This window comes from Geodermatophilus sp. SYSU D00815, from assembly GCF_054050035.1.
This window is the reverse complement of the sequence record NZ_JBJGYO010000002.1, coordinates 36,581-58,589: the sequence shown is the minus strand read 5'-3', so window position 1 is coordinate 58,589 and position 22,009 is coordinate 36,581. Positions and strand designations below refer to the sequence as shown.

The window sequence follows — 22,009 nt, the reverse complement described above, 5'->3', positions numbered from 1 at the left end:
GCCGGATGCCACAGGGGCTCACCCTTTGTGCGCCGCCGAGCCCAGCAATCGCGACGTCGGCAGATTGGGGCGGGCGACGACGACGCCGACGGGGTTCGCAGGCCGGCGCCGAGGCCGTCAGCCTCCAGCCGGACGTGCGCTGGTCGAACCAGCGCGTAACGCTCGAGGGCGATGGCCAGGGCGTCGTCCCACGCAGTCGCGCGGTGACGGAGCCCGATCTCATTGGGCTACCGGACCACTCGATCGGTCGTCAACATGGCGACCGCGTGGAGGGCCCGGTGGCGCTCACTCAACCCCGATCGCTTCGTGAGACCTGCCATCGCGTTAATGGACAACCGTATCGGCAGACGCCGCACGCCCAGCCTGCGGGCGAGGTCGTCGACCAGCTCCCCCAGAGTCAACCGGCGCGCTCCTCCCAGCGGCAGCACCGCGTCGAGCTGTACGTCGCCATGCCGATCACCGAGTTCGACGACTGCAACCGCTACGTCGTCCACGAACACCGGCTGCACGAGACCGCCGCCGGTCGGCCTGGGGACGGCCGGTAGCCGGCGCAGCCTGGCCGCGAGCAGACGGATGCTCCGGTCCGTCGGCGCACCGAAGATCATCGTCGGTCAAAGCACTCGCCATGGCCGGTCGTCACCGAGCAGCCGCCCCTCGTGCTCGCTGATCGTCTGCCGGAGGGGATGGCCGTCTGCGCTCGCGGACGCAGAACTGACGCAGACCGCGCCCGCGACCTTCCATCGGGCGGCCAGCGCCCGCGCCTCCTCGCTGTAGCGCACGCCAGCGATGTGCAATAACAGGTGGCTCTACCGTCCGGAAGCGTGTCGACCGACTCGAGGTCGCCGCGTACGACCTCGGACCCCAGCTTCGCGAGTTCGTTTGCGGCCCGATCCGTACGGACAACGGCCGTGACCTGGTCCCCCAGGGCGAGGAGCTGCTGAATCACGAGTCGTTCGGGACCCGAGGTGCCGCCGGTGACAAGGACTGACGTCATGGGCGGACACCAACCTGGGCGTAGGCGGCAAGCAGACGTTCGTACACCGCGTCCTCCCGGCGTTCAGGGTCGGCGCCCTTCCTGGCAGCGGCGGCCATCCGGCTGAAGCTGTCCGGATCCATGTCCCGCAGCGTGACAACGGCGTCCCTGATGGCGGCGACATCGGCCGGCTTGTGCAGGAGGCCGTTGGCCTCGGGACCACCAGCTCGCGATTGCCGCGGATGCGCGAAGCGATCACGGGTCTCCCGGCAGCCAGCGCTTCGATCACGCTGCGCGGGACCCCCTCTCGGTAGCTAGGCAGGCACAGCACGTGGGTCGCCGCCAAGAGGTCCCGGACTCCTGCGGGATGCAGCATGCCGTGCAGCCTGACGGCCTCGAACCCCGGCCGTCCGGCGAGAGCCCTCGGCGGCCACCCCGTCCCGGTCGGAGACTAGGGCGTCGCCGACGATGTCGAGTTGGACACCCTCGAGGTTCTCGATGGCGGCGAGCAGGTCGAGGATCCCCTTTTCGCGCACCAGGCGACCGACAAGGAGCGATCGGAGGTCGGTGCCGCGTCGCCGCACCACATCGGGCAGGTCGAACCACTCATCCTGCACACCGTTCCCCAGAAGAACCAGCGGCCCGGCATAACGCCGAGCCGAGGCCTCCTCAAGGTCCTCCTGGCTCTGGAAGAGGATCAAGTCGGTTCGCCGTGACAGGTACTGCTCCAGCCGCTGCACTGCCGTCTCGCCGCGGCCGCGAGGGGGCCACTGGTGGGAGAAGCCGTGCACCGTGTAGGCGATCTTCGTGCCCGGTGGCCACAGCGAGGACGGCAGCAGGCGCGCCGGCAGAGCGGCCGCCGGCGTGTGCAGGTGCACCAGAGCAGGCCTCACGTGCCAGACGAGCCGCACCAGCCGCACAAACGCCCGTGCGATCGGTAGCGGCCTGAGTGCTCCTGGGAAGGGGCCGGTCGTGTGCGTGGAACTCCGACAGGGCCCGCCAGTGCTCGTCCGTGGTCCGCCCACAGGAGACGTGGACCTCGAAACCCCGCGCGGCGAGCCAGTTCAGTTGCGGGTCCAGGAGCTTCGCAACCGTGAAATCGACGGCTGCTACGTGGAGGACCCGTCCGGGCGCAGGACGACGCAATGCAAATCCTTGCCCAGTCTCAATGGTTGGCGCCGATTGCTGTCATTCGGCCGGAACCAACGTACGCGGCCGGCGCCCGTCTGGTGGTCAGGACATGTTCGCCGGATGGTCGCGCCTCACCGACGCTGCGGATTCGGTTCGTTACCCTTCGGTCATGCGAGGACTGGGTCTTGAGCGTCCGCCGCGCTGGTTTGCAGCGGCACTCGTCGTCCTCGTGCTGGGCACCGCCGCGGTGCTCGTCCTGCTCATCCAGAAGCAGGAGAGCCTGACCGTCCCGTCCACCGGCGAGTACGCCGAGATCCTCGAGCTGTCTGCCGACCCGGGGCCGAGCGGCTCGACGACCGCCCCGACGTCCACGGCCACGGCGCCGGCGGCACCCGAGGCGCCGGCGGCCCCTCCGGTGCTCGCGGTGTACGGGGACGGCTACGCGGCCGGCAACGAGCAGGGCGGGCTCGGCCCGGCCGGCTGGCCCGCCCTGGTCGCCGGCTCCACAGGCACCGAGCTCGCGCTGCACGCGGCCTCCCAGGCCGGATACGCGAGCGTGGGAGTCGGTGGGCAGGACTACCTCGGGCTGGTCGAGAGCGCGCCCGAGGCGGACGCAGCCGTCACCCTGGTCGTCGGCAGCCGCAACGACAGGGGGCAGAACCCCGCGGTGGTCCGCAGCCAGGCCGCGCAGGTCATCGCCTCCGTGCGCGAGACGGCGCCGGGGTCGGTCGTCGTCCTCGTCGGCCCCATCTGGAGCGACGGCGCACCACCGGCCGATCTGCTCGCCGAGCGGGACGCTGTGCGGGCGGCCGCCGAGGCTGCCGGGGTCGGCTTCGTCGACCCGCTGGCCACCGGCTGGTTCGCCGCCCCCGCCGGGCTAATCAGCCCGGACGGCGTCTCTCCGACCGACGTTGGGCACGCCCACCTGGCCACCCTCATCGCTCCGGTGGTGACGAGCGCGCTGGCGCAGCACGGGGCTGCCGGCAACTGACCGGACGGCCCGGGCCCCGTGCCGGGGCCTGTCCGGCGCTTACCGGGGAACCGGTCCGGCGCGTGCCGGGGACCGGTCCGTCACCGGGGCGCCCGTCGTCAAGAGTGCACAAGCCAGGCCCCAGGAAATCGTCGTATGACCTGACACATCTGCCGACGCCGGGGTGCCTCGTGTCGCACTCAAGTCGAATTCCGGACCCATTCGTCACAGTGGTCACTCTGCCCGCCACAGCCCCCCAGCGGTCTTGGACGATCTTGTTCCGCAGGTAGCGTCCCGCCCGATCCGCCGCTGAGCAGCCGGGGGTCGGCGGCGCCGAACAGGGCGCCGGACAGCAGCGATTGGGGAGAACGTGAACCTGAGCGGGGTCTGGCAGGCCATCCGGACCGGCTGGTGGCTGATGGCGGGTGCCGTCCTGCTGTGCGTGGGTACCGCGGCGGCGCTGACCTACCTGGCGACGCCGTTGTACGCCTCGTCGACGAAGTTGTTCGTCTCGGCGTCGGGGACGACGGACACCACGACCGCCTACCAGGGCAACCTGTTCAGCCAGCAGCGGGTGGCCTCGTACACCGAGTTGCTGACCGGCGTGCAGCTGGCCACCCGGGTCGTCGAGGAGTTGGACCTCGACATGACGCCGGAGCAGGCTGCCGCCCTGGTGACGGCCACGACACAGCCAGACACGGTGATCCTCCAGGTTCAGGTGACCGACACGTCCCCGGAGCGGGCACAGGCGATCGCGGCGTCCCTCGGGCGCCAGTTCAGCCTCCGCGTGGGCGAGCTGGAAACCCCGGAGGGATCCGACGTCCCCACGGTCAAGGTCACCACGGTTCAGGAGGCGACGTTCGACGGCGCCCCTGTGTCCCCTGACACCCGGAGCAATCTGACGCTGGGCGGCCTGCTCGGGATGCTGCTGGGTGTCGGCCTGGCGTTGCTGCGCAGCCGCTTGGACAACACGGTCAAGACTGGCGAGGACATCCGTGAGCTCACTGGCGCCGGCCTGATCGGCACCGTGCTCGACGACCCGCAGCTGACCGATCACCACCTGGTGACGGATCAGTCCCTGCAGTCGATCAGCTCGGAGTCCTACCGCGCGATCCGGACGAACCTGCAGTTCCTCGATGTGGACAACCCGCCGCGGGTCATCGTGATCTCCAGCGCGCTGGCGGGTGAGGGGAAGTCGACGATGGCGGTCAACGTGGCCACCGTGCTCGCGCAGTTCGGTAGTCGGGTCACGCTCATCGAGGCCGACCTGCGCCGTCCCCGGGTGACCCGCTACATGGGCCTGGTCGCGGGAGCGGGCCTGACCGACGTACTGGCAGGCAAGGCCTCGCTGCACGACGTGGCTCAGCCCTGGGGGGACGGGCACCTCACCGTTCTGGCCGCAGGGCCGATGCCGCCCAACCCCAGCGAGCTGCTCGGGTCGGCGCAGATGCGCAGCCTGCTCGCGCACCTGCGCACCACCAATGACTTCGTGCTGATCGACGCCCCGCCGCTGCTGCCGGTCACTGACGCGGCGATCCTGAGCGTTCTCTCCGACGGCTGCGTGCTGTCCACGCGCTACGGGAAGACGCGGCGCGAGGAGCTCAGCGAGGCTGCTGCCACGCTCGAGCGGATCGACGCCAGGCTGCTCGGCGTCGTCCTCAATCGGGTCCCGCCTGTAGCCGGCAAGGGCCGTGGCTACGGCTACGGCTACGGCTACGAGGCCGACGCGGACCGCGAGCGGACTACGGAGGGCACCAACCGGCCGGTCCGGTCGCGACAGTCGGAGAGCCGTACGGCGGACTCGCGGCGCCGCCCGATGCCGGACCTGACCAGCCCCATGGTCCCCGTCCGCGGCAACCGCTGACGCCGACCGCCTGCACGAACACACGGACAACAGGGGGCATTGCGGTGGGCAGCTCTGGCATGGGCACGCGCTGGCGGTCGTTCCGCGCGAAGGTGTTCGCCCTCGACTCGGTATTGGTCTTCGTCGGGCTGCTCCTGGCCTGCCTGACCCGCTACGACGGTGACATCACGAGGGTGCACCCCGTAGGCGTGCTCGTCGCCACCGTCGTCGCGGTCGCGGCCTTCGCCGCCGCATCGCTCGCGCTGCGTCTGCACCAGGGGCGCTACGTACCGGCCAGCAGCGACGAATCGGCTGGCATGGCCGCGGCGGCGGGGGCAGCGGCGGTGGCCACGTTGGTGGTGGTCCTCATCAGTGGGTCGCCACGGCTGGTGCCACTCTCGGTTCCGCCGGCCGGAGCTGTGGTGACCTTTGTGCTGATGCTCAGCCTGCGCTACGTGCTGCGTCGGCGGTGGGAGGAGCGCCTGCGGCCGCTGACCGGCAGGCGGACGCTGATCTTCGGCGGTGGCGTGGGCGGTCACCAGCTGATTTGGTCCATGCAGCACGACTCCGTGGGCCCGTACCTCCCCGTGGGGCTGCTCGACGACGACCCATGCAAGCGCCATGCCCGAATCGAGGGCGTCCGCATGCTCGGTGGGCGCGACGACATCGAGACCGCCGCCCGCGTCACGGGCGCGGAGGTGCTGGTCATCGCCATTCCCTCGGCCAGCGCGGCCCTCGTGCGCGACATCAGCCGGCGAGCCGCGGCGGCGGGCCTGGCCGTCAAGGTGCTCCCTCGCATGTCCGAACTCGTCGGCTCGCTCGCCGGCATCCGCGACATCAGGGACATCGACATCGCAGACCTGCTCGGACGTCACCAGATCGACACCGACATGGCCGGCATCGCCAGCTACATCGTCGGCCGTCGGGTCCTGGTGACCGGTGCCGGTGGGTCGATCGGCTCGGAGCTCTGCGTCCAGCTGTCCCGTTTCGGCCCTAGTGAGCTGATCATGGTTGATCGGGATGAGTCAGCGTTGCACGCGCTCCAGTTGCGGCTGCACGGCGAGGCCCGGCTCGAGCTCCCCGAGGTGGTGCTGCTGGACATCCGGGACACCGAGTCGGTGGATGCCGTGTTCCGAAACCGCCGGCCCGAGGTGGTCTTCCATGCCGCCGCGCTCAAGCACGTCAACATGCTGGAGCAATACCCGGACGAGGCCTGGAAGACGAACGTGCTCGGCACGCGGAACGTGCTCGAGGCTTCGATCGCCGTCGACGTGAGCCACTTCATCAACATCTCGACCGACAAGGCCGCCGATCCGGTCAACGTGCTGGGCACGACGAAGCGGATCGCGGAGCGGCTGACCGCCGCCTACGCCCAGCGAAGCGCCGGGGAGTTCCTGTCGGTTCGCTTCGGCAACGTCCTCGGCTCCCGCGGATCGGTGCTCACGACCTTTGCGGCGCAGATCGCCCGCGGTGGTCCCGTCACTGTCACCGATCCCGACGTGACGCGCTACTTCATGACCATTCCGGAGGCCGTGCAGCTCGTCGTCCAGGCCGGCGCTCTCGGCTCCGGGGGAGAAGTGCTGGTCCTCGACATGGGGCGCCCGGTGAAAATCGCGGACGTGGCTAGGCAGCTCGTCGACCTGTGCCAGCAGCCGATCGAAATTGTCTACACCGGCTTGCGACCCGGCGAGAAGAACGACGAGGTGCTGTTCGGTACCGACGAGATAGAACTGCGCCCGGTGCACCCGCTGATCACCGCTGTCCCGGTCCCGCCGCTGGACGACTGGGTGTTGGCCAACATGGGGCGCCGTGCCTCGGACCTGCTGGTCTGGGCACCGCTGTTCGAATCCGAGCGGCGGACCGGGCGCGGGTTCATTTCGGCCCGGCCCAACGAGCGCACGTCCTCGCCGCGGGTCCCTGAGCCGCAGCCGTCGGCCGAGGCCGCCGGATGACGGCGGCCCTGACGGAAGTCGCGCTCCCCCTGGCCGGTGGCGGCGTGACGGCCACCGGAGCGCTCGTCGTCGTCCACCGGCTGCTGGGTCGCTGGCAGGTGCTCGACGTCCCGAACGCGCGGTCGTCGCACGATCGCCCGGTGCTCCGCGGTGGCGGCCTCGGCCCGGCCGCCGCGGTCGTGTCGGGGTGGCTGCTCCTCGGCACGGCCGGCGGACCGACGTCCGGCCTCCTGGTAGCCGCGGCCTGTGGGGTGGCCCTGCTCGGCGTCCTGGGCTGGATCGACGACGTCCGGGGGCTGTCCGCCGGCATGCGCGCGGTGGGCCAGCTGGCCCTGGCCGCCGCCGTGGTGGTCGCGCTCGCGTTCCAGGCCCGCCCGGCCCTGTGGCTGAGCGCCGTGGCCATGATTGCCCTGGCCGCCTTCGTCAACGTCACGAACTTCATGGACGGCATCAACGGCATCTCGGGGCTCTTCGGCGCCGTGACCGGGGCGTCTTACGCCGTTCTCGGCGTGGTCGAGGATGTGCCCTGGCTGACAGCGGGCTCGCTCGTCGTCGCGGCGGCGTTCGCGGCGTTCCTGCCCTGGAACGCGGTCGCACCGCGCATGTTCCTCGGCGACGTCGGCAGCTACGCCCTGGGCGGCGCCCTGGGTTCCCTGGGCATCGCCGCGGTCTTCGCCGGGCTGCCGCTGCCGGCGGTGCTCGGTCCGCTCGCCGTCTACCTGGCCGACACCGGCTCGACCCTGCTCCGCCGCGTCCGCGCGGGGGAGAAGTGGTACGAGGCGCACCGGTCGCACGTCTACCAGCGTCTGACCACGGCGGGACTCGGCCACCTCGCCGTCGCCACCGGCGTCGCGGCCACCTCGGCGGCAACGGCCGGAGCCGGGCTGCTGCTCGGCCGGGGCGAGGTCTGGAGCACGGTCCTGGGGTCGTCCGCGGTGGTCCTGCTGATGGCGGGCTACCTCAGCTCGCCGCGCTGGGTACCCACGCTGCGCGGACGGTCGAAGACGACCGTCCCGGCCGCCGTGGGCTGGGAGCCTGCCCGGTGAGGGTCGCCGTCCTGGGGGCGGGCGGTTTCGTCGGCGGTGCCGTGGCGCAGACCCTGCGGGAAGCCGGCGAGGACGTGCGCCCGGTCGCCGCACCCCGGCTCACCGGAACCAGCGCAGGGCCGGCCGATGTGGCCGCCGTGGCCGCAGGCGAGATGGGTGACCGGTTGGTCGCCGCGCTGACCGGCTGCGAGGTGGTCGTGAACTGCGCGGGCATCGCGAACGCCGCCGCGGGCGCCTCGCCGGAGCTGACCGGCGCCAACGCGCTGCTTCCCGGCGTTCTCGCACTTGCGGCCGAACGGGCCGGCGTCCGGCGCCTGGTGCACGTCTCGTCAGCCGCCGTGCAAGGCCGCTCGCGGATGCTGGACGAGAGCGACCGGTTCGCGCCGTTCTCCCCGTACTCGGTGAGCAAGGCGGCCGGCGAGCAGTTGTTGCTCAGGCTGGAGCCAGAGGTCGCCGGCCTGGAGGTGGTCCGGTACCGGCCGACGTCCGTGCACGGCCCCGACCGCCAGGTCAGCCGGGCGCTGAGCCGGCTGGCCCGCAGCCGGCTGGCCTCGGTCGCCGCTCCGGGCGCGCAGCCCACCCCACAGGTCCTGGTCGGCGAGGTGGCCGCGGCGGTTCGCCTGCTGGTCGGCCACGCTCGCCCGATCGGTGGTGTGTACTTGCACCCGGCCGGTGCGATGACGACCGGTCGGTTGCTCACCCTGCTCGCCCTCGGTCGCCGCCCGCGCCGCATCCCCGCGGCACTCGCTCGGGCGGTGGTGCGGCTGACCGCCGTTGGGGGCATGGCAAAGGCGGTGGCCCTGAGCCGCCGGTTGGAGCTGGTCTGGTTTGGCCAGTCCCAGAAGTGCGGCCGGCTGGCGGACCTGGGCTTCGCGGGATTCGCCCGCGACGAGGACTGGACGCGGCTGGCCGAGCAGCTGGCGCAGCCGCAGTACATCGGCATCGAGAACACCGAACAGGCAGAACGGCAGGAACAGTGCGCATAGTGGTCACCGGCGGAGCCGGCTTCGTCGGCAGCAATCTCACCCGGGGCCTGCTGGCCCGGGGGCACGAGGTGGTCGTCTTCGACGACTTCAGCACCGGCTACCGGTCCAACCTCACCGGCCTGGACGTCGAGCTGGTGGAGGGATCCATCCTCGATCCCGTCATGCTCGCCCGGGCGTTCCGGGGCGCGGACTCGGTCATGCATCTGGCCGCGCGCGGATCGGTGCCCCGTTCGGTGGAGAATCCGCAGCTGACGAATGAGATCAACGTCACCGGGACGCTCAACGTGCTCGTCGCCGCGCGGGACGTCGGCGCCTACCTCGCCTTCTCGTCCTCCTCCTCGGTGTACGGCGCCAACGAGGTCATGCCCAAGGTCGAGAGCCTGCTGCCCATGCCGCGCAGCCCCTACGCCGTGAGCAAGCTGGCCGGCGAGTCCTATGTGAACGCCTTCCAGCGCACCTACGGCATGCCCACGCTGGCCTTCCGCTTCTTCAACGTCTTTGGACCGTTGCAGTCGGCGCGGCACCCCTACGCCGCCGTCGTCCCGACGTTCATCGCGGCGATGCTCGACCAGATGCCCCTGCAGGTGCACGGGGACGGTCGCCAGTCGCGGGACTTCACGTCGGTCGACTCGGTGGTCGACGTCCTGACGCACGCCCTAGAGCGGCGCGTCGCCGCGGAGGCCCCGGTGAACCTGGCCTTCGGCACCAACACCGACCTGCTCGACCTGGTCGGGCGGTTGAGCGCCATCCTCGCGATCGGGGAGCCGAAGGTCGACTTCGTGGCGCCTCGGACCGGTGACGTGCGCGCGTCCACCGCCGACAACAGCGCGCTGTTGGCGCTGATCCCGGAGGCACGCCCAGTGCCACTGGACGAAGGGCTGCGCCGCACGGTGCGGTGGTTCGAGGAGACCGGGGCGCACCAGGCGTGAGCTGGACACACCGGGGCACGCTGCTCGTGGCTACCACGGTGCCGGAGAGCGCCTGGGGGCTGCTTCGCGGGCAGTTGGCCTTCCTCCGCGAAGAGGGTTTCGACGTCGTCCTGGTGTCGTCACCCGGACCACTGCTGGACGCCGTCGGGCGACGGGAGGGCGTGCGAACCATCGGAATCCCGATGTCACGGGCCATCCGGCCCTGGGCGGACCTGCGCTCCCTCGTCGCGCTTGTCTGCGTCTTCCGAGCCGAGCGCCCGGTGATCTCGATGGTCGGCACCCCGAAGGCGGGGCTGCTCGCCGGCTTGGCGGCACGGCTCACCCGCGTGCCGCGGCGTGTGTACCTGCTTCGCGGGCTGCGGCTCGAGACGACTCGCGGCGTGCAACGGCTGGTTCTCTGGGCGTGCGAGCGGATCGCCGCGGCGAGCGCGCACCAGGTCGTCTGCGTGAGCCGCAGCCTCCGCGACGAGGCACGCGCCCTGAGGATTCTCAGGCGTGGTCAAGGCACAGTCCTCGGCGCCGGGGGAAGCAACGGCGTCAGCGTGCCGGTGCCCGTGCCGACTGCGGACACGGCCGCCGAGAGGCGCCGGGCACTCGGGCTGTCCGACACCGACAACGTATTTGGTTATGTCGGTCGGATCACCGTGGACAAGGGCGTACGCGAGCTGTTGACCGCGTTCAACGACGTCTCGGTGCGGCTGCCCGAGGCGGTCTTGGTCGTCGCAGGCAACGCCGACGGGGACGACGTGGACAGGGAGACGCTTCAGGCGCTTCGCGCACACCCGCGCGTCCGCTTCCTCGGCTGGCTCGACGACCCTGCGCACCTCTACCCGGCGCTCGACGTCTTCGTCTTGCCGACGTACCGCGAGGGCCTGCCGACGGTTTGCCTGGAGGCCAGCGCGGCAGGCATTCCTGTCGTGACCACCGAGGCCACCGGTGCACGTGATGCTGTTCGTCACGGGAGCACAGGACTGCGCATACCCGCCCGGGACGCGGGCGCGCTGGCCGATGCGATGCTGCTCCTGGCCGACGACGTGGAGCTGCGCCGCGCGATGGGCGCGGCCGGCCGCCGGTTCGTGCTCGAGAACTTCACCAACGAGGTCGTCTGGGCGCAACTGCGCGACTTCCTCACCGAGACGCGAGGGACCGGGCGTGACGGCCACACGCTGGTCGGCGCCGCGTGACCGTGGGGGACCTGATGAACGCACGGACGACGACTGCTCCGCTGGCAGCACCGGAGAGGTCAGGAGCATCAACCGCACCGGCCATCCTGGTCTTCGACCATCGTTTCCGGATGACCGACGGCCGTATCGCTTCGCCGGCGAACTTCGACTACGACCTCTTTTCGCGTCGGTATCTCTCGTCCTTCGACCACCTCGAGGTGGTCGGGCGTCTCGATCGGGACCGGACCTGCCCTCCGGGAGCCGCGCCATCCGAGGGTCCAGGGGTGACGTTGAAGCTGCTGCCCGCCAGCTCCCTCCTGAGCTTCCTGCCTCGAGCGTTGGTTCGGACCGCCTCCACAGTGGCGCGGTCCTCGGACCAGCACACCATCATCGTTGCGCTACCTACCATGCTGGGCCTCCTCGTCGCCTTCTGGTGCCGCCTGCGACGCCGTCGCTATGCGGTCGAGGTGGTCGGCGACGCCGAAGAGGCCCTGGGCATGCTCGGCTGGCGGTTTTCGTGGATGGGGAGACTGGCGGGCAGTGCGGCACGTGCAACTGTCCGGGCCGCGGTGCGCGGCGCGGCAGGGGCTGCCTACGTGACCGAACACACGCTGCAGAAACGCTATCCGGCTACGCCTGGTGCCGTCACCTCGCACTACAGCTCCATCATGCTGTCCGACGACGCATTCGTCCCAGCGCCCCGCCCGCACGAAGCCGGGCGGATGCGGCTGGTCGTCGCCGCGGCGCTGTCGCGTCCCTACAAGGGGATCCATGTTCTGATCGACGCCGTGTCTCTCCTGCAGCGTGGCGGCTTGCCGGTAGAGCTGACGGTCGTCGGAGACGGCCCGCTACGCCCCTCCCTCGAGGCGCAGGCTGCCGGGAGCACCAGCCATGGGTCCGTCCGCTTCGTGGGGAGAGCGGCCGGCCCGCGGGCTGTCCGGGAACACTTCGACGACGCAACGGTCTACGTCCAACCCAGTCTCACCGAAGGGCTTCCGCGGAGCGTCATCGAGGCAATGGCGCGGGGCCTGCCATGCATCGCGACGCGGGTCGGCGGCATGTCGGAGCTTCTGGATGAAGGCGTTCTCGTCCCTCCGGGCGATGCTACGGCGCTGGCCTTGGCTCTCCGCAGCCTCCTCACCGACCAGGAACGCCACAACCGTCAGGCAGCCACAAACCTTGCTCGGGCAGCCGGGTATCGTTTGTCGGTGCTGCAGGCACGCCGTGCGAGTTTCTACGGCCGCCTGATTGCGATGACGCAATCCGGGGCGCAGGCAGCGGGCACGGAGGCTCCTCGCAGTGGCCGGTGAGCGGATCGCTCCGCCCCGGATCGCTCATGTCTTCGGCGCGATGGACCGCGGCGGGGCCGAGCTTCGGACCCTCGACGTCGTGGCTCGCCTGCCGGAGATGGAGCACTTCTTCCTGTGCCTGTCCGGTCGGCGCGGCGACCTCACAGCGCGGATAGAGGCGATGGGCGGCCATGTCGTCCCCCTGAAGCTGCTTTCGCCGGCTTTCCCGTTGCGCTTCGTCCGGTTCCTGCGCCGGGAGCGGATCACGTCTCTGCACTCCAACGTGGCCACCTTCTCCGGTCTGCTGCTGCTGCTCGGCCGGCTGGCGAGGGTCCATCAACGCATAGCGCATTTCCGCAGCGACTCGGACGGTCAGCGCGACACCGTGCGCCGCCGTCTGCAACGGGCCGGGATGCGCCGGCTCATCGACCTGGTAGCCACAGATATCTGGGCAGTGTCCCCCGGAGCCATGACTGGTGGCCTAGGCCGGGCGGACTGGTCGCACGACGCACGGTGCCGAGTGGTGCCCAACGGACTGGACGTGGTGCGCTTGCGAGCGATGGTTGACGCCGGCGTGCCCGTGTCGGTAGCACCGATTGTCGCCCACGTCGCCCGGTCGCTGCCGTCGAAAAACCGGGCACGGGCGGTGCGGATTGCGGCCGTCCTCGCCGCCGAGACTCCTGGCTCGCGGCTCCTGCTCGTCGGTCCGGTGGACGAGCGGGAGGGGGCCATGCTGGACCAGCAGATCGCCGCGCTCCCGGCGGGTGCGGAAGTCGTCCGCACCGGGCCGGTCGACGACGTGCCCGGCCTGCTGCGCCATTGCTCCGCGCTGTTGGTGACCTCGACGAGGGAAGGCCTGCCCGGAGTCGTGCTGGAGGCGCTCGCCGTGGGGACGCCGGTGGTGGCGACGCCGCTGCCCGGGACGGTCTTCATCAGCGAGCTTGTGCGGGGCATCACCTTGGTCCCGCTCGACGCACCGGATCAGGATTGGAAGCGGGCGTTGCTGCATGCCGCCCGCGCGGATGCGGCGGAGCGGACGAGCATCGCGGCGTCCTTCGCCGGAAGCCCCTTTCGCTTGGACGCGGCCGTCGCCGCCTACCGGTCGCTGTGGGAGCGGGGCCGGCGGTCCGAAGCGGAACCTGCGGGGAAGCGCGCATGACCGAACGCGGCGGCGCCGCGCAGCGGTCAATGCGGGCCAACATCTCGGCAACTGCGGTGGGCAACGCCATCTACACCCTGGGCCAGTTCGGCGCTCTCGTGGCGCTGGCCCAGCTGGCCGGCCCGCGGCAGGTCGGCGAGTACTCGCTCGCCCTGGCGATCACGGCGCCGATCTTTCTGTTCCTCGGACTGCGACTTCGCTCCGTTCAGGCCACCGACGCCGAGGGCGTCAACACGGCGGGCGAATACTTCGGCCTGCGCTGGGTCACCTCGGTGCTGGCTGTGCTGATCTCCCTAGCGGTCGGCGTCGTAACCGGGCTGCCCGACCATGTCCTGGTGCTTCTGTTCGTCGTGGCCCTGGCGAAGGCGTTCGAGGGGCAGATCGACGTGTCCTACGGGGTGCTACAGCGCCGCGAGGAGATGCGCCGCATCGCGGTGGCCCAGTCCACGCGTGGCATCTTGAGCTTGGCAGGCTTCATTGCTGTGCTCGCGCCGACCGGCAGCGTTGCGTGGGCCGCCGCCGCCCAGGTCGTCGTTACCCTCGGATACGCGCTCACCGCATCGATCCGCGTGCGCGCGGTCGGGGTCTCCGCCCGGCCCGAGTTCCCGCTCCGCCGGCTCTACCGGCTGGCGGTCCTGGCACTGCCGCTCGGGGTCGCGACCTCGTTGAACTCGCTGACCACCAACGCCCCCCGTTACGTGCTGGAGGGGCACGCCGGTGCCGAGGCGCTGGGCGTCTTCGCGGTCCTGGCGTACGCGCTCACCTCGACGGGGCTGATCGCGAACTCGGTCGCCGAGGCTGCCAGTCCACGGCTGGCCAATCTGTACGCCCGGGGAGACACCGTGGGCTTCCGGCGGACGCTACGGAAGCTCCTGATGGTCGGACTTGCACTCGGGATCGTCGGACTGGTCGGTGCGCTGCTACTGGGCCGCGTCTTCTTGGACTTGGTCTTCGGCCCCGAGTACGCGCGGTGGTGGCTGGCGCTAGTCCTGCTCATGGCGGCGGCGGCGGTCCAGTACTCCTACCTGTTCCTCGGCACCGCGATCGGTGCGTTGCGGCTGTTTCGGATCCAGCTGCCGCTCACCGCCGCGGGACTTCTCGTTGTGGGTGCTGCGTCGCTCCTGGCCATCCCCGCGTGGGGCATGTACGGCGCGGCCTTCGCAGTACTGGCGGGGCAGATCCTCAGAGCGCTCCTCTCCTGGCTCGTCCTCATGCTCCGCATGCGACCGATGCTTGCTTCACGGGCCTCCCGCGGTGCGGAACAGCTCGGGTCGACCACGGCCGACAGCCTGCCCTTTGGGGCCGACACGCCGGCCCCGGCGCGCAGCAAGTGAGACTTCGGGACTCATGATGCGTGAGAGGCGGCGATTCTTGACGGACCGGTTCACTCCCTGAACGCTCTGTACATGGCTACGGGAAAACGGCTCGCCGTTATCGGTCAGGGTTACGTTGGACTGCCGCTGTCCATGCGGGCAGTGGCGGCTGGGTATGACGTTGTCGGAATCGAGATCGACCACCGGCGGGCACACAGCCTGACGACGGGCGTCTCGTACGTCGAGGACATCGCTGACGCGGTGCTGGCCGACGCCCTGGCCACCGGCCGGTACGTGGCCAGCTCCGACTACTCCGCGGTCATCGAGTTCGACGTCGCGGTGATCACCGTCCCGACGCCGCTGCGCGAGGGGCTGCCGGACCTGAGCTTCGTCGAGGACGCCGGCCGCTCGCTCGCCAAGTACATCCGCCCAGGCTCCACGGTCATCCTCGAGTCGACGACGTACCCGGGTACCACCGAGGAACTGCTCCAGCCGATTCTCGAGCGTGGTTCGGGCCTGATCGCCGGCAAGGACTTTCACCTCGGCTACTCCCCGGAGCGGATCGACCCGGGTAACGCCACCTACACGTTCCAGAACACGCCCAAGGTGGTCTCCGGCGTCGACGAGCAGTCCGGGGCAGCGATCGCTGGCTTCTACCGTTCCCTCATCGACACCGTCGTTCCGGTCTCAAGCACGCGCGTAGCGGAACTGACCAAGCTGCTGGAGAACACCTTCCGGCACGTCAACATCGCGTTGGTGAATGAGCTCGCGATGTTCGCCCACGACCTCGGCATCGACGTCTGGGAGGCCATCGATGCCTCCTCGACGAAGCCGTTCGGTTATATGCGCTTCACGCCCGGCCCGGGCGTCGGCGGCCACTGCCTGCCGATCGACCCCTCGTACCTGTCTTGGGACGTGAAGCGCCGTCTGGGGACGCCGTTCCGCTTCGTTGAGCTGGCCAACGACATCAACGAGCACATGCCCCGCTACGTCGTCCAGCGGGTCACCGAGCTACTCAACGACGCCGGCAAATCAGTGAAGAACAGCTCGATCGTCCTGCTCGGCCTGGCCTACAAGAAGAACACCAGCGATGCCCGTGAGTCGCCGGCGGTGCGGGTGGCTGAGTTGCTCGCGGCGCTTGGGGCGAACATCGAGGCCGTCGACCCACACGTGGCGCCGGGCAACAGCTCCCTCTGCCCGAGCCAGACAGGCCTCGACGCCGAGACCGTGACGCGCAGCGATCTGGTGATCCTACTGACCGACCACGATGACATCGACTACTCCCTGCTCGCCGCCGCTCCCAAGGTGCTCGACACTAGGCACGTGCTTGCGTCGGCAGCCAATGTCGTCACCCTCTAGGACGCTGGCCATTCGGGGGACAGTCCCCTCGAGCGGCGAACGCGGGGTGGACGAGCCCGCGGCGGTGCACGCAGCCAGCCAGGTCCCGGTCCACGGACCAGGAGCCAGGCTGACACGCGATTCCAACTCCTCGTGGTTGAGTCATCGGGTCCTGGCCCTGATCCTGACCGCGGCCCTGGTGGCACTGTGGCTTCTCCGGCAGTGGCTGGTAGCGCAAGATCTGCAGATCGTCTCGCAGGTGGCTCTTGCTGCGGCGCTTCTCGCCTGCTTCGCGGTCGGACGGGCGACCTCGGGGCGCTTCTGGTCGATGTCCACGCTGTTCCTCCTTGTCGCCAGCGTTTTCCACGTCGGACTACTGGTATTCCCGGCGCTGGGACGGCCTGGAGTGTTCGTCTACAACGCAGACAGCACGTGGTTCCAGTCGACGACCACGCGCACCGCTGCGATCCTCGTTGCTCTCAGTTTGCTGGCGCTGGCCCTGGGAGCGGTCGTCGCTTCATCGCGGCAAGCACATGCGGCCACCGTGCAGATGCCGACCGAACGGGCCGGATTCCAGGAGGCCGTCGTTGAGGTCATGGGCCCGGCTGGGTTCGCACTAACCTCTATCGCGGTCGTGGCATGGCTATGGCTGGGTTACACTGCGCTCGGTCCATTGTTTCCTCTCTCGTCATACCAGAAGTGGCTGGAAGCCACGAGCGGCTTGCCGATTCAGTACGTGTACTTCGGCATCTCCCTCGGCGTTGTGCTCGCTGCTGCAGCGGGGGATGGCATCTGGTGGAAGCGGACCCTCATTCCCTTCGGCCTGTTCGCTGGCCTCGCATTGCCCTTGGGTCTTAGGGGTGAGGTGCTCTTCGCAGCCGTCGCCGCTGCTGCGCTGGTGGCCGCTTGGCGACGCATGCCGCGCGGTGTAGTCGTCCTCGCGCTCGTCGTCGGGTTGCTCACCAGCGTGAGTGTGATCAAGCAAGTGCGCCAGTCGGGTCTCGGGGAATTGGGCGCCCTGGAGTGGAGCGCTGCCCCGGTGTCGGGACTTGCGGAGCTCGGATACACATTGAGGACCGTGTCCGTGGTCGCCAAGTGGCACGAAGTGGCCAACGAGCCGCTGCTGCAGGGAACCACCTACTTCGCACCAGTTGAGCGGGCGGTCAACAGCAGGCTTCTGAGCCGGCCCGTTCCCAGCGCTGAGTCCGACCACCGTCTGATGAACGTGATGATGATGAACCGAGAAGGGCCGATCGGAGGATCGTTCATCGCCGAGGCGGTTCACAACTTCGGTTGGTCCGGCGCAGTGCTGGTGCCTCTGGCTATCGGTCTCGTACTAGGCTTTTGTGATCGACGGCGCCCGAGTGTTGTGGTCAGCGCATTGCTGGGTATCGTCTTCGTGGCACTACTCCAGCACGTCCGTAACAGCTTCACGCCCGTTCCGGCGATGCTCGGCGCTGGTGTCGCAGCTGTGGCCTTGATCGCTGCGGCTGCCTATGTCCGGCACCGGACCGACATTAAGGTTCACAGGATCCGTGGCGGTGTCGGCTGAGATCCTGGCGAGATCGGCTCATTAAGTAGCCCATCGATGGAATTTGAGGGCAAGTGATCGCCTGACAAGGGCAGATGGAGTCAGTGCGTCCGGTAGCGTGGTAAGGACCGAGCTTGGCCTGGCTAGTAGGTACAAATTGACGCTCAAACTTGACTATGGGTCTGCCTGACGCCGGGTCGGTCGCATGTGTCTCCGCCATGGGTGATTATCAGCTTGACGAGCCATTCGCGACGAGAAGTCAAAGTCGCCAGCGACCTCCACCATGGCGGCTGTCGCGCCTGCGGGCTTTCCCGTCTTCAGGGGTACTGGCCGGAGGAGTTGGTTGAGGGCGTGTGACCACGAGATCTAGCTAACTGATCTTGTGGAGGGAGGACCTCCGGGCGTGGAGTGGAGCTGCTGAAGGCACCCACTTCACGAGTCCGGAGATCCTCGTGCTCCACGCTAATGCGGCACTGACTCCGCGCCAGCGCCTGCGTCTGGCCCGGCTGGTCGTCGAGGAGAACTGGCAAAAGTGCCGGGCCGCGGAGTTCTTCGGCGTCGCCTGGACCACCGCCGACCGCTGGGCCGAGCGATACCGGACCGAGGGCGCGGTCGGGATGGCCGACCGGTCCAGCCGGCCGCACACCGGCCCGGGCACGGCCAGCGCGGTGTCGAACGAAGCGGATCGTGTCGCTGCGGCTGCGGCTGCGCAAGCGCTGGGGGCCGCTCCGGCTGGCCGCCGAGACCGGCGTGGCGCCCTCTACCGCCGGCGCGGTGCTGCGCAGCTGCGGCGTCAGCCGGCTGTCGCGGCTCGAGCGCCGCGAGCAGCCGCCACCGGCTCGCTACGAGCACCCCGCGCCCGGAGACCTGCTGCACGCCGACGTCAAGAAGCTGGGCAACATCCCCGCCGGCGGTGGCTGGCGGTTCCTGGGCCGCGCGCAGGGCGGAGCCAACCGCACCGCCGACGGCGGCCGAGCCCGCAGCCAGTACTGCCACCCGCTGATGAGTACGGGTTCATCCACGTCGTCCTCGACGATCACTCCCGGCTGGCCTACGCCGAGATCTGCGACGACGAACTCGGCGTCACTGCCACCGCAGTGCTGCGGCGAGCGGTGGCCTGGGTCGCCGACCGCGGCATCACCGCCCGCCGGGTGCTCACCGACAACGGCGGCTGCTACCGCAGCCGGGACTGGGCCGCCGCATCCGCGCAGCTGGGCATCACGCCCAAGCGGACCCGGCCCTACCGGCCGCAGACCAACGGCAAGGTCGAACGCTTCAACTGCACCATGACCAGCGAGTGGGCCTTCGCCCAGTTCTTCACCAGCGAAGCCGACCGCCGCGCGACCTTTCCTGAGTGGCTACACGGCTACAACCACCATCGGCCCCACACCGGCATCGGCGGTCACCCGCCCGTCAGCCGCCTGACCAACCTCCCCGGTCAGTACATTTAGGGACGTCGCTCGCGAGGCCCCGCCCGGGTACCTCGCGCCGCCATCAGCCGACGCTGCCAAAGTCATGGCCGCCCGCCGAAACGCGGTCCAGGGCCTCCGCCACCAAAGTTCCCGCGTCAAACGCGGCCGAGCAGGCCATCCTTGGCCTCTCATCTATCGAGTGCCGACCGAGAGTGCAGGACACGGCGGACGAACTTCTTGAGGGGATACAGCCGTCGGCGCACCACGTGCCCGAGTTTGCTGAGGGTCTTGTATCTGACGTCGCGTCGGCGCGATGTGCTGTGACACCACCGCAGCCAGTTCCGCGTTCCACGGATGACCCCCCCGAACTGGATGTCGGCTGCCGACTGGTAGTCGGTCCCCGCCTCGTCCAGCCTCTCTCGCGTCTCCGCCACCAGATGTCGACGGCTGGGAATCTTTTCCGCGTCGAAGTGGATGAGCAGATGGTCAATCCGCTCCAGCTGGCCGGAAGTGGCAAGGCGCTCGATGATTTCCACCTCGGCTCCCTCCGCGTTGATCTTGGCGTACACCTCATCCGTATCAGCTACATTCATCTGGAACCAGGCGCCGGCGTCGCGGAACTCGCACGGGACTGCGCTCGTGACGCCTTCTTTGTCGGCCGACATTGAGGCACCGATCGCCCCCGGGTTGTGTAGCAAGATCGTACCGTCGCGATCCCAGAGCCCGAAGTGGAGGATTTCGGTGCGTGGTCCGGCGACGCGCTCGAGCGCCGGCCAGCAGTCGGGCGCCGGCTCAAATGAGTAGATGCGATCGAAACCCCACCTCGGGTTCTGCACCACGCGCAGCGTCTCGCCGAGATGGCCACCGACGTCGAGGAAAATCTTCACTGCTGCGACTCTACGGTCGGCGGCGGCCGCCCATGGGAGGCACTGGCGGCAGTCGGGGCAACCGCGCAGTGTCCTCCCCGACGTTCGGACGACCGTAGGGCATTGGCGGCAGCGTCGCCTTGGGCCCAGACACCGGCGCAGGCGAGGCGGCGTCGAGTGCCGCCAGGACAGCGTTGAGTGAGTCGGCGATCTCCTCGACGACCTGGCGGTGTACCGCTGCGGGCTGGTCGATCGGATCGACGATGTCGAGGTGGGCAGTGCCGCCTCTGAGCCGGGCTCGTGCCGACGTCAGTGCGGCTGACAGCGCCTCCCCGCGCTCGTCGTCGGGCGCGTGGGCCCAGTCGTGCCCGTGGAGGTTCTCGAGGAGGGCGGCCGCCTCGCGGAGGGTGTAGACGCTGCGCATGCGGTATGGGCTCAACCCCAGAACATCCTGGCGGTGCTGGGTGGTCATGGTCAGGATGAGGTCGGCGCGCTCCACGTGCTCCGGGCCCAGCGGGGTCGACCGGAAGGACGACACGTCGATGCCCCAGGGCTCGACCGCGGCAGCCGTCAGCGGATGGATGCGGCGGCCCGCCCGGGCATGCGTCCCGGCGCTGCGGACGCGCAGGGTCGGCCCGGGCGTCCGCTTGTTCGCCGTCAGCAGCTCCGCCGCGGCCGAGCGGCAGATGTTGCCGGTGCAGACGAACAGAAGGTCCATGCATGAATGATCCGTGCCGCCCGGCACCACGGCTCGACCAGGGGACGATACGTGCACTCCTGATGGACTCGGCTCGCGACGCGTGTGGCGTCTGCGGCGGCGGGGGAGCGGGAGGCGCGCGATCGGTCTCTTCCCGCCGGCGGCACGGCGGCTCGGTTACCGTCGGAGACCAGGCGGTGGGCGTGCCACCGAGCGAACTCATGCGTCGGCAGTGCCGGCAGGGCGACGGGGGACGTCATGGCGGGCCGACACTGGGAAGTTGAGGCGCGGGAGCAGGCCGTCGACGGCGACACCGGCTCGCTCGATGTCGCGGACCACGAGGACGACGCATTTGAAGCCGCCAGGCCCCGCCGGAGGTGGCTGCGCCGCACGCTGGTCGCCGGCGGCGTCCTGGTGAGCGTCCTGGTGTTGCTCATCGGTGGCGTGACTTGGTATCTGACCGACCGGTATGCCGGCAACATCGAACGGGTCAGCGGCGTATTCAACGGCCTGGACGACAGCACCCGGCCTGCCGAGTCCACGGCCGCCGGTGGCGACGCGCCGATCACCTTCCTACTGGTCGGCTCGGACACCCGTGCCGACGTCGCGCCGGGTGAGGTGCCGAACGCGCGCTCAGACGCCATCATGATCGCTAGATTCGCAGGGGATCAGCAGCACGCCCAGGTGATTTCCATACCCCGCGACTCGTGGGTCGACATTCCCGGGTACGGCAAGAACAAGATCAATGCGGCGTATGCGTTCGGCGGTCCCACACTGCTGATCCAGACGGTCGAACAGCTGACCGGCGTCCGGATAGATCACTACGCGGCCATCGACTTCGACGGCCTGATCAGCGTGACCGATGATCTCGGTGGCGTGGACATTGTCGTCCCCGAGGCCACGAGCAATGGGGCGTTCACCTTTGTCGCCGGGCTGAACCACTTCAATGGGGCCCAGGCCCGGTCCTACGTCGGTCAGCGGCACGGCCTGCCGGGCGGCGACTTCGACCGCGTACGGCGTCAGCAGAACTACCTGAGAGCCATGTTCACCAAGCTCTTCAGCAGTGACACGTTCTCCGACCCAGGACGGTTGGATTCAGCGCTGCAGGCGGTCACCGGTGCCGTCGCCATCGACGACGAGCTGAGTAACACGGAGCTGCTGACGATGGCCTACTCGCTACGGGGGCTCACGCCCTCCAATGTCGAGTTCTTCACCGCGCCGGTGCTCGGCACGGGGCGGGAGGGCTCCGCGAGCGTCGTCTACCTCGACCCGACGACGTGCGACCGAATGTGGGGCTACCTGCGCACCGACTCGCTGGCGCAGAACGCCGCCGAGTTCGGTGATGAGGCCCTGCCCGAGACCCCGCGCTGACCGCGCCCGAGCACGCACCGGCAGGGCGTGGATAGCCTTC

18 protein-coding genes and 2 pseudogenes are annotated in these 22,009 nt (G+C 69.5%); 14 read left to right on the top strand and 6 right to left on the bottom strand.

Annotated features, from left to right (window positions below):
- Nucleotides 1–227: 227 nt before the first annotated feature.
- The 4 genes and pseudogenes from ACI78S_RS02865 to ACI78S_RS02850 form a co-directional block, all read right to left on the bottom strand.
- Nucleotides 228–605: a hypothetical protein gene (locus ACI78S_RS02865; protein ID WP_456970692.1), complete on the bottom strand. Its 378-nt coding sequence runs from the start codon at nucleotides 603–605 to the stop codon at nucleotides 228–230.
- Nucleotides 606–990: 385 nt separating this feature from the next.
- Nucleotides 991–1,116, bottom strand: a complete 126-nt coding sequence (locus ACI78S_RS02860) for a hypothetical protein (protein WP_456971022.1) — start codon at nucleotides 1,114–1,116, stop codon at nucleotides 991–993.
- Between the two features lie 128 nt (nucleotides 1,117–1,244).
- Nucleotides 1,245–1,319 (bottom strand): annotated as a pseudogene (locus ACI78S_RS02855) (hypothetical protein); the annotation flags it as partial.
- Nucleotides 1,288–1,998 carry a glycosyltransferase gene (locus tag ACI78S_RS02850; protein ID WP_456970691.1) on the bottom strand — a complete coding sequence of 237 codons (711 nt, stop codon included), beginning with the start codon at nucleotides 1,996–1,998 and terminating at the stop codon, nucleotides 1,288–1,290. The gene ACI78S_RS02850 and the pseudogene ACI78S_RS02855, both read right to left, overlap by 32 nt.
- Nucleotides 1,999–2,273: 275 nt before the next feature.
- On the opposite strand from ACI78S_RS02850, the gene ACI78S_RS02845 reads away from it, so the two are divergent.
- From ACI78S_RS02845 to ACI78S_RS02785, 13 genes and pseudogenes are all read left to right on the top strand, one after another.
- Nucleotides 2,274–3,095, top strand: a complete 822-nt coding sequence (locus tag ACI78S_RS02845; RefSeq protein WP_456970690.1) for an SGNH/GDSL hydrolase family protein — start codon at nucleotides 2,274–2,276, stop codon at nucleotides 3,093–3,095.
- Between the two features lie 349 nt (nucleotides 3,096–3,444).
- A complete protein-coding gene (locus tag ACI78S_RS02840) occupies nucleotides 3,445–4,938 on the top strand; it encodes a polysaccharide biosynthesis tyrosine autokinase (RefSeq protein WP_456970689.1) in 1,494 nt (497 codons plus the stop codon).
- A gap of 59 nt (nucleotides 4,939–4,997) precedes the next feature.
- Nucleotides 4,998–6,869 carry a polysaccharide biosynthesis protein gene (locus ACI78S_RS02835; RefSeq protein WP_456970688.1) on the top strand — a complete coding sequence of 624 codons (1,872 nt, stop codon included), beginning with the start codon at nucleotides 4,998–5,000 and terminating at the stop codon, nucleotides 6,867–6,869.
- A gap of 44 nt (nucleotides 6,870–6,913) precedes the next feature.
- Nucleotides 6,914–7,915 (top strand): MraY family glycosyltransferase, encoded by a 1,002-nt coding sequence (locus ACI78S_RS02830; protein WP_456970687.1) that lies wholly within the window; start codon nucleotides 6,914–6,916, stop codon nucleotides 7,913–7,915.
- Nucleotides 7,912–8,901, top strand: a complete 990-nt coding sequence (locus ACI78S_RS02825) for an NAD-dependent epimerase/dehydratase family protein (protein WP_456970686.1) — start codon at nucleotides 7,912–7,914, stop codon at nucleotides 8,899–8,901. Before ACI78S_RS02830 ends, ACI78S_RS02825 begins: the two co-directional genes overlap by 4 nt.
- Nucleotides 8,901–9,830, top strand: coding sequence for an NAD-dependent epimerase/dehydratase family protein (locus tag ACI78S_RS02820; protein WP_456970685.1), 930 nt, complete (start codon nucleotides 8,901–8,903; stop codon nucleotides 9,828–9,830). The genes ACI78S_RS02825 and ACI78S_RS02820 overlap by 1 nt, the downstream gene beginning before the upstream one ends.
- 26 nt (nucleotides 9,831–9,856) lie before the next feature.
- A complete protein-coding gene (locus ACI78S_RS02815) occupies nucleotides 9,857–11,014 on the top strand; it encodes a glycosyltransferase family 4 protein (RefSeq protein WP_456970684.1) in 1,158 nt (385 codons plus the stop codon).
- A 110-nt stretch (nucleotides 11,015–11,124) separates the two neighbouring features.
- Entirely contained in the window at nucleotides 11,125–12,303 is a 1,179-nt protein-coding gene (locus tag ACI78S_RS02810) for a glycosyltransferase family 4 protein (RefSeq protein WP_456970683.1), read from the top strand.
- Nucleotides 12,293–13,441: a glycosyltransferase gene (locus ACI78S_RS02805; RefSeq protein WP_456970682.1), complete on the top strand. Its 1,149-nt coding sequence runs from the start codon at nucleotides 12,293–12,295 to the stop codon at nucleotides 13,439–13,441. Before ACI78S_RS02810 ends, ACI78S_RS02805 begins: the two co-directional genes overlap by 11 nt.
- Nucleotides 13,438–14,775 carry a lipopolysaccharide biosynthesis protein gene (locus ACI78S_RS02800; protein ID WP_456970681.1) on the top strand — a complete coding sequence of 446 codons (1,338 nt, stop codon included), beginning with the start codon at nucleotides 13,438–13,440 and terminating at the stop codon, nucleotides 14,773–14,775. Before ACI78S_RS02805 ends, ACI78S_RS02800 begins: the two co-directional genes overlap by 4 nt.
- Nucleotides 14,776–14,847: 72 nt before the next feature.
- Complete coding sequence (locus ACI78S_RS02795; protein ID WP_456970680.1) at nucleotides 14,848–16,113, top strand: nucleotide sugar dehydrogenase; 1,266 nt, start codon at nucleotides 14,848–14,850, stop codon at nucleotides 16,111–16,113.
- Nucleotides 16,114–16,159: 46 nt separating this feature from the next.
- Nucleotides 16,160–17,644 carry an O-antigen polysaccharide polymerase Wzy gene (gene wzy, locus ACI78S_RS02790; protein WP_456970679.1) on the top strand — a complete coding sequence of 495 codons (1,485 nt, stop codon included), beginning with the start codon at nucleotides 16,160–16,162 and terminating at the stop codon, nucleotides 17,642–17,644.
- Nucleotides 17,645–18,075: 431 nt separating this feature from the next.
- Nucleotides 18,076–19,074, top strand: a pseudogene (locus ACI78S_RS02785) (IS481 family transposase).
- A gap of 149 nt (nucleotides 19,075–19,223) precedes the next feature.
- On the opposite strand, the gene ACI78S_RS02780 reads toward ACI78S_RS02785, so the two are convergent.
- On the bottom strand, nucleotides 19,224–19,922 hold the full coding sequence (locus ACI78S_RS02780; protein ID WP_456970678.1) for a hypothetical protein: 699 nt from the start codon (nucleotides 19,920–19,922) through the stop codon (nucleotides 19,224–19,226).
- A gap of 10 nt (nucleotides 19,923–19,932) precedes the next feature.
- Nucleotides 19,933–20,619 carry an arsenate reductase/protein-tyrosine-phosphatase family protein gene (locus ACI78S_RS02775; protein WP_456970677.1) on the bottom strand — a complete coding sequence of 229 codons (687 nt, stop codon included), beginning with the start codon at nucleotides 20,617–20,619 and terminating at the stop codon, nucleotides 19,933–19,935.
- Between the two features lie 237 nt (nucleotides 20,620–20,856).
- On the opposite strand from ACI78S_RS02775, the gene ACI78S_RS02770 reads away from it, so the two are divergent.
- Entirely contained in the window at nucleotides 20,857–21,969 is a 1,113-nt protein-coding gene (locus ACI78S_RS02770) for an LCP family protein (RefSeq protein ID WP_456970676.1), read from the top strand.
- Nucleotides 21,970–22,009: the final 40 nt, after the last annotated feature.

What these genes read in the sequence shown, in the direction of transcription:
- ACI78S_RS02865 (WP_456970692.1), bottom strand. Translation starts at nt 605, where the DNA reads ATGATCTTCGGTGCGCCGACGGACCGGAGCATCCGTCTGCTCGCGGCC.
- ACI78S_RS02860 (WP_456971022.1), bottom strand. Translation starts at nt 1,116, where the DNA reads ATGGATCCGGACAGCTTCAGCCGGATGGCCGCCGCTGCCAGGAAGGGC.
- ACI78S_RS02845 (WP_456970690.1), top strand. Translation starts at nt 2,274, where the DNA reads ATGCGAGGACTGGGTCTTGAGCGTCCGCCGCGCTGGTTTGCAGCGGCA.
- ACI78S_RS02835 (WP_456970688.1), top strand. Translation starts at nt 4,998, where the DNA reads ATGGGCACGCGCTGGCGGTCGTTCCGCGCGAAGGTGTTCGCCCTCGAC.
- ACI78S_RS02810 (WP_456970683.1), top strand. Translation starts at nt 11,125, where the DNA reads ATGACCGACGGCCGTATCGCTTCGCCGGCGAACTTCGACTACGACCTC.
- ACI78S_RS02800 (WP_456970681.1), top strand. Translation starts at nt 13,438, where the DNA reads ATGACCGAACGCGGCGGCGCCGCGCAGCGGTCAATGCGGGCCAACATC.
- ACI78S_RS02795 (WP_456970680.1), top strand. Translation starts at nt 14,848, where the DNA reads ATGGCTACGGGAAAACGGCTCGCCGTTATCGGTCAGGGTTACGTTGGA.
- ACI78S_RS02775 (WP_456970677.1), bottom strand. Translation starts at nt 20,619, where the DNA reads ATGGACCTTCTGTTCGTCTGCACCGGCAACATCTGCCGCTCGGCCGCG.
- ACI78S_RS02770 (WP_456970676.1), top strand. Translation starts at nt 20,857, where the DNA reads ATGGCGGGCCGACACTGGGAAGTTGAGGCGCGGGAGCAGGCCGTCGAC.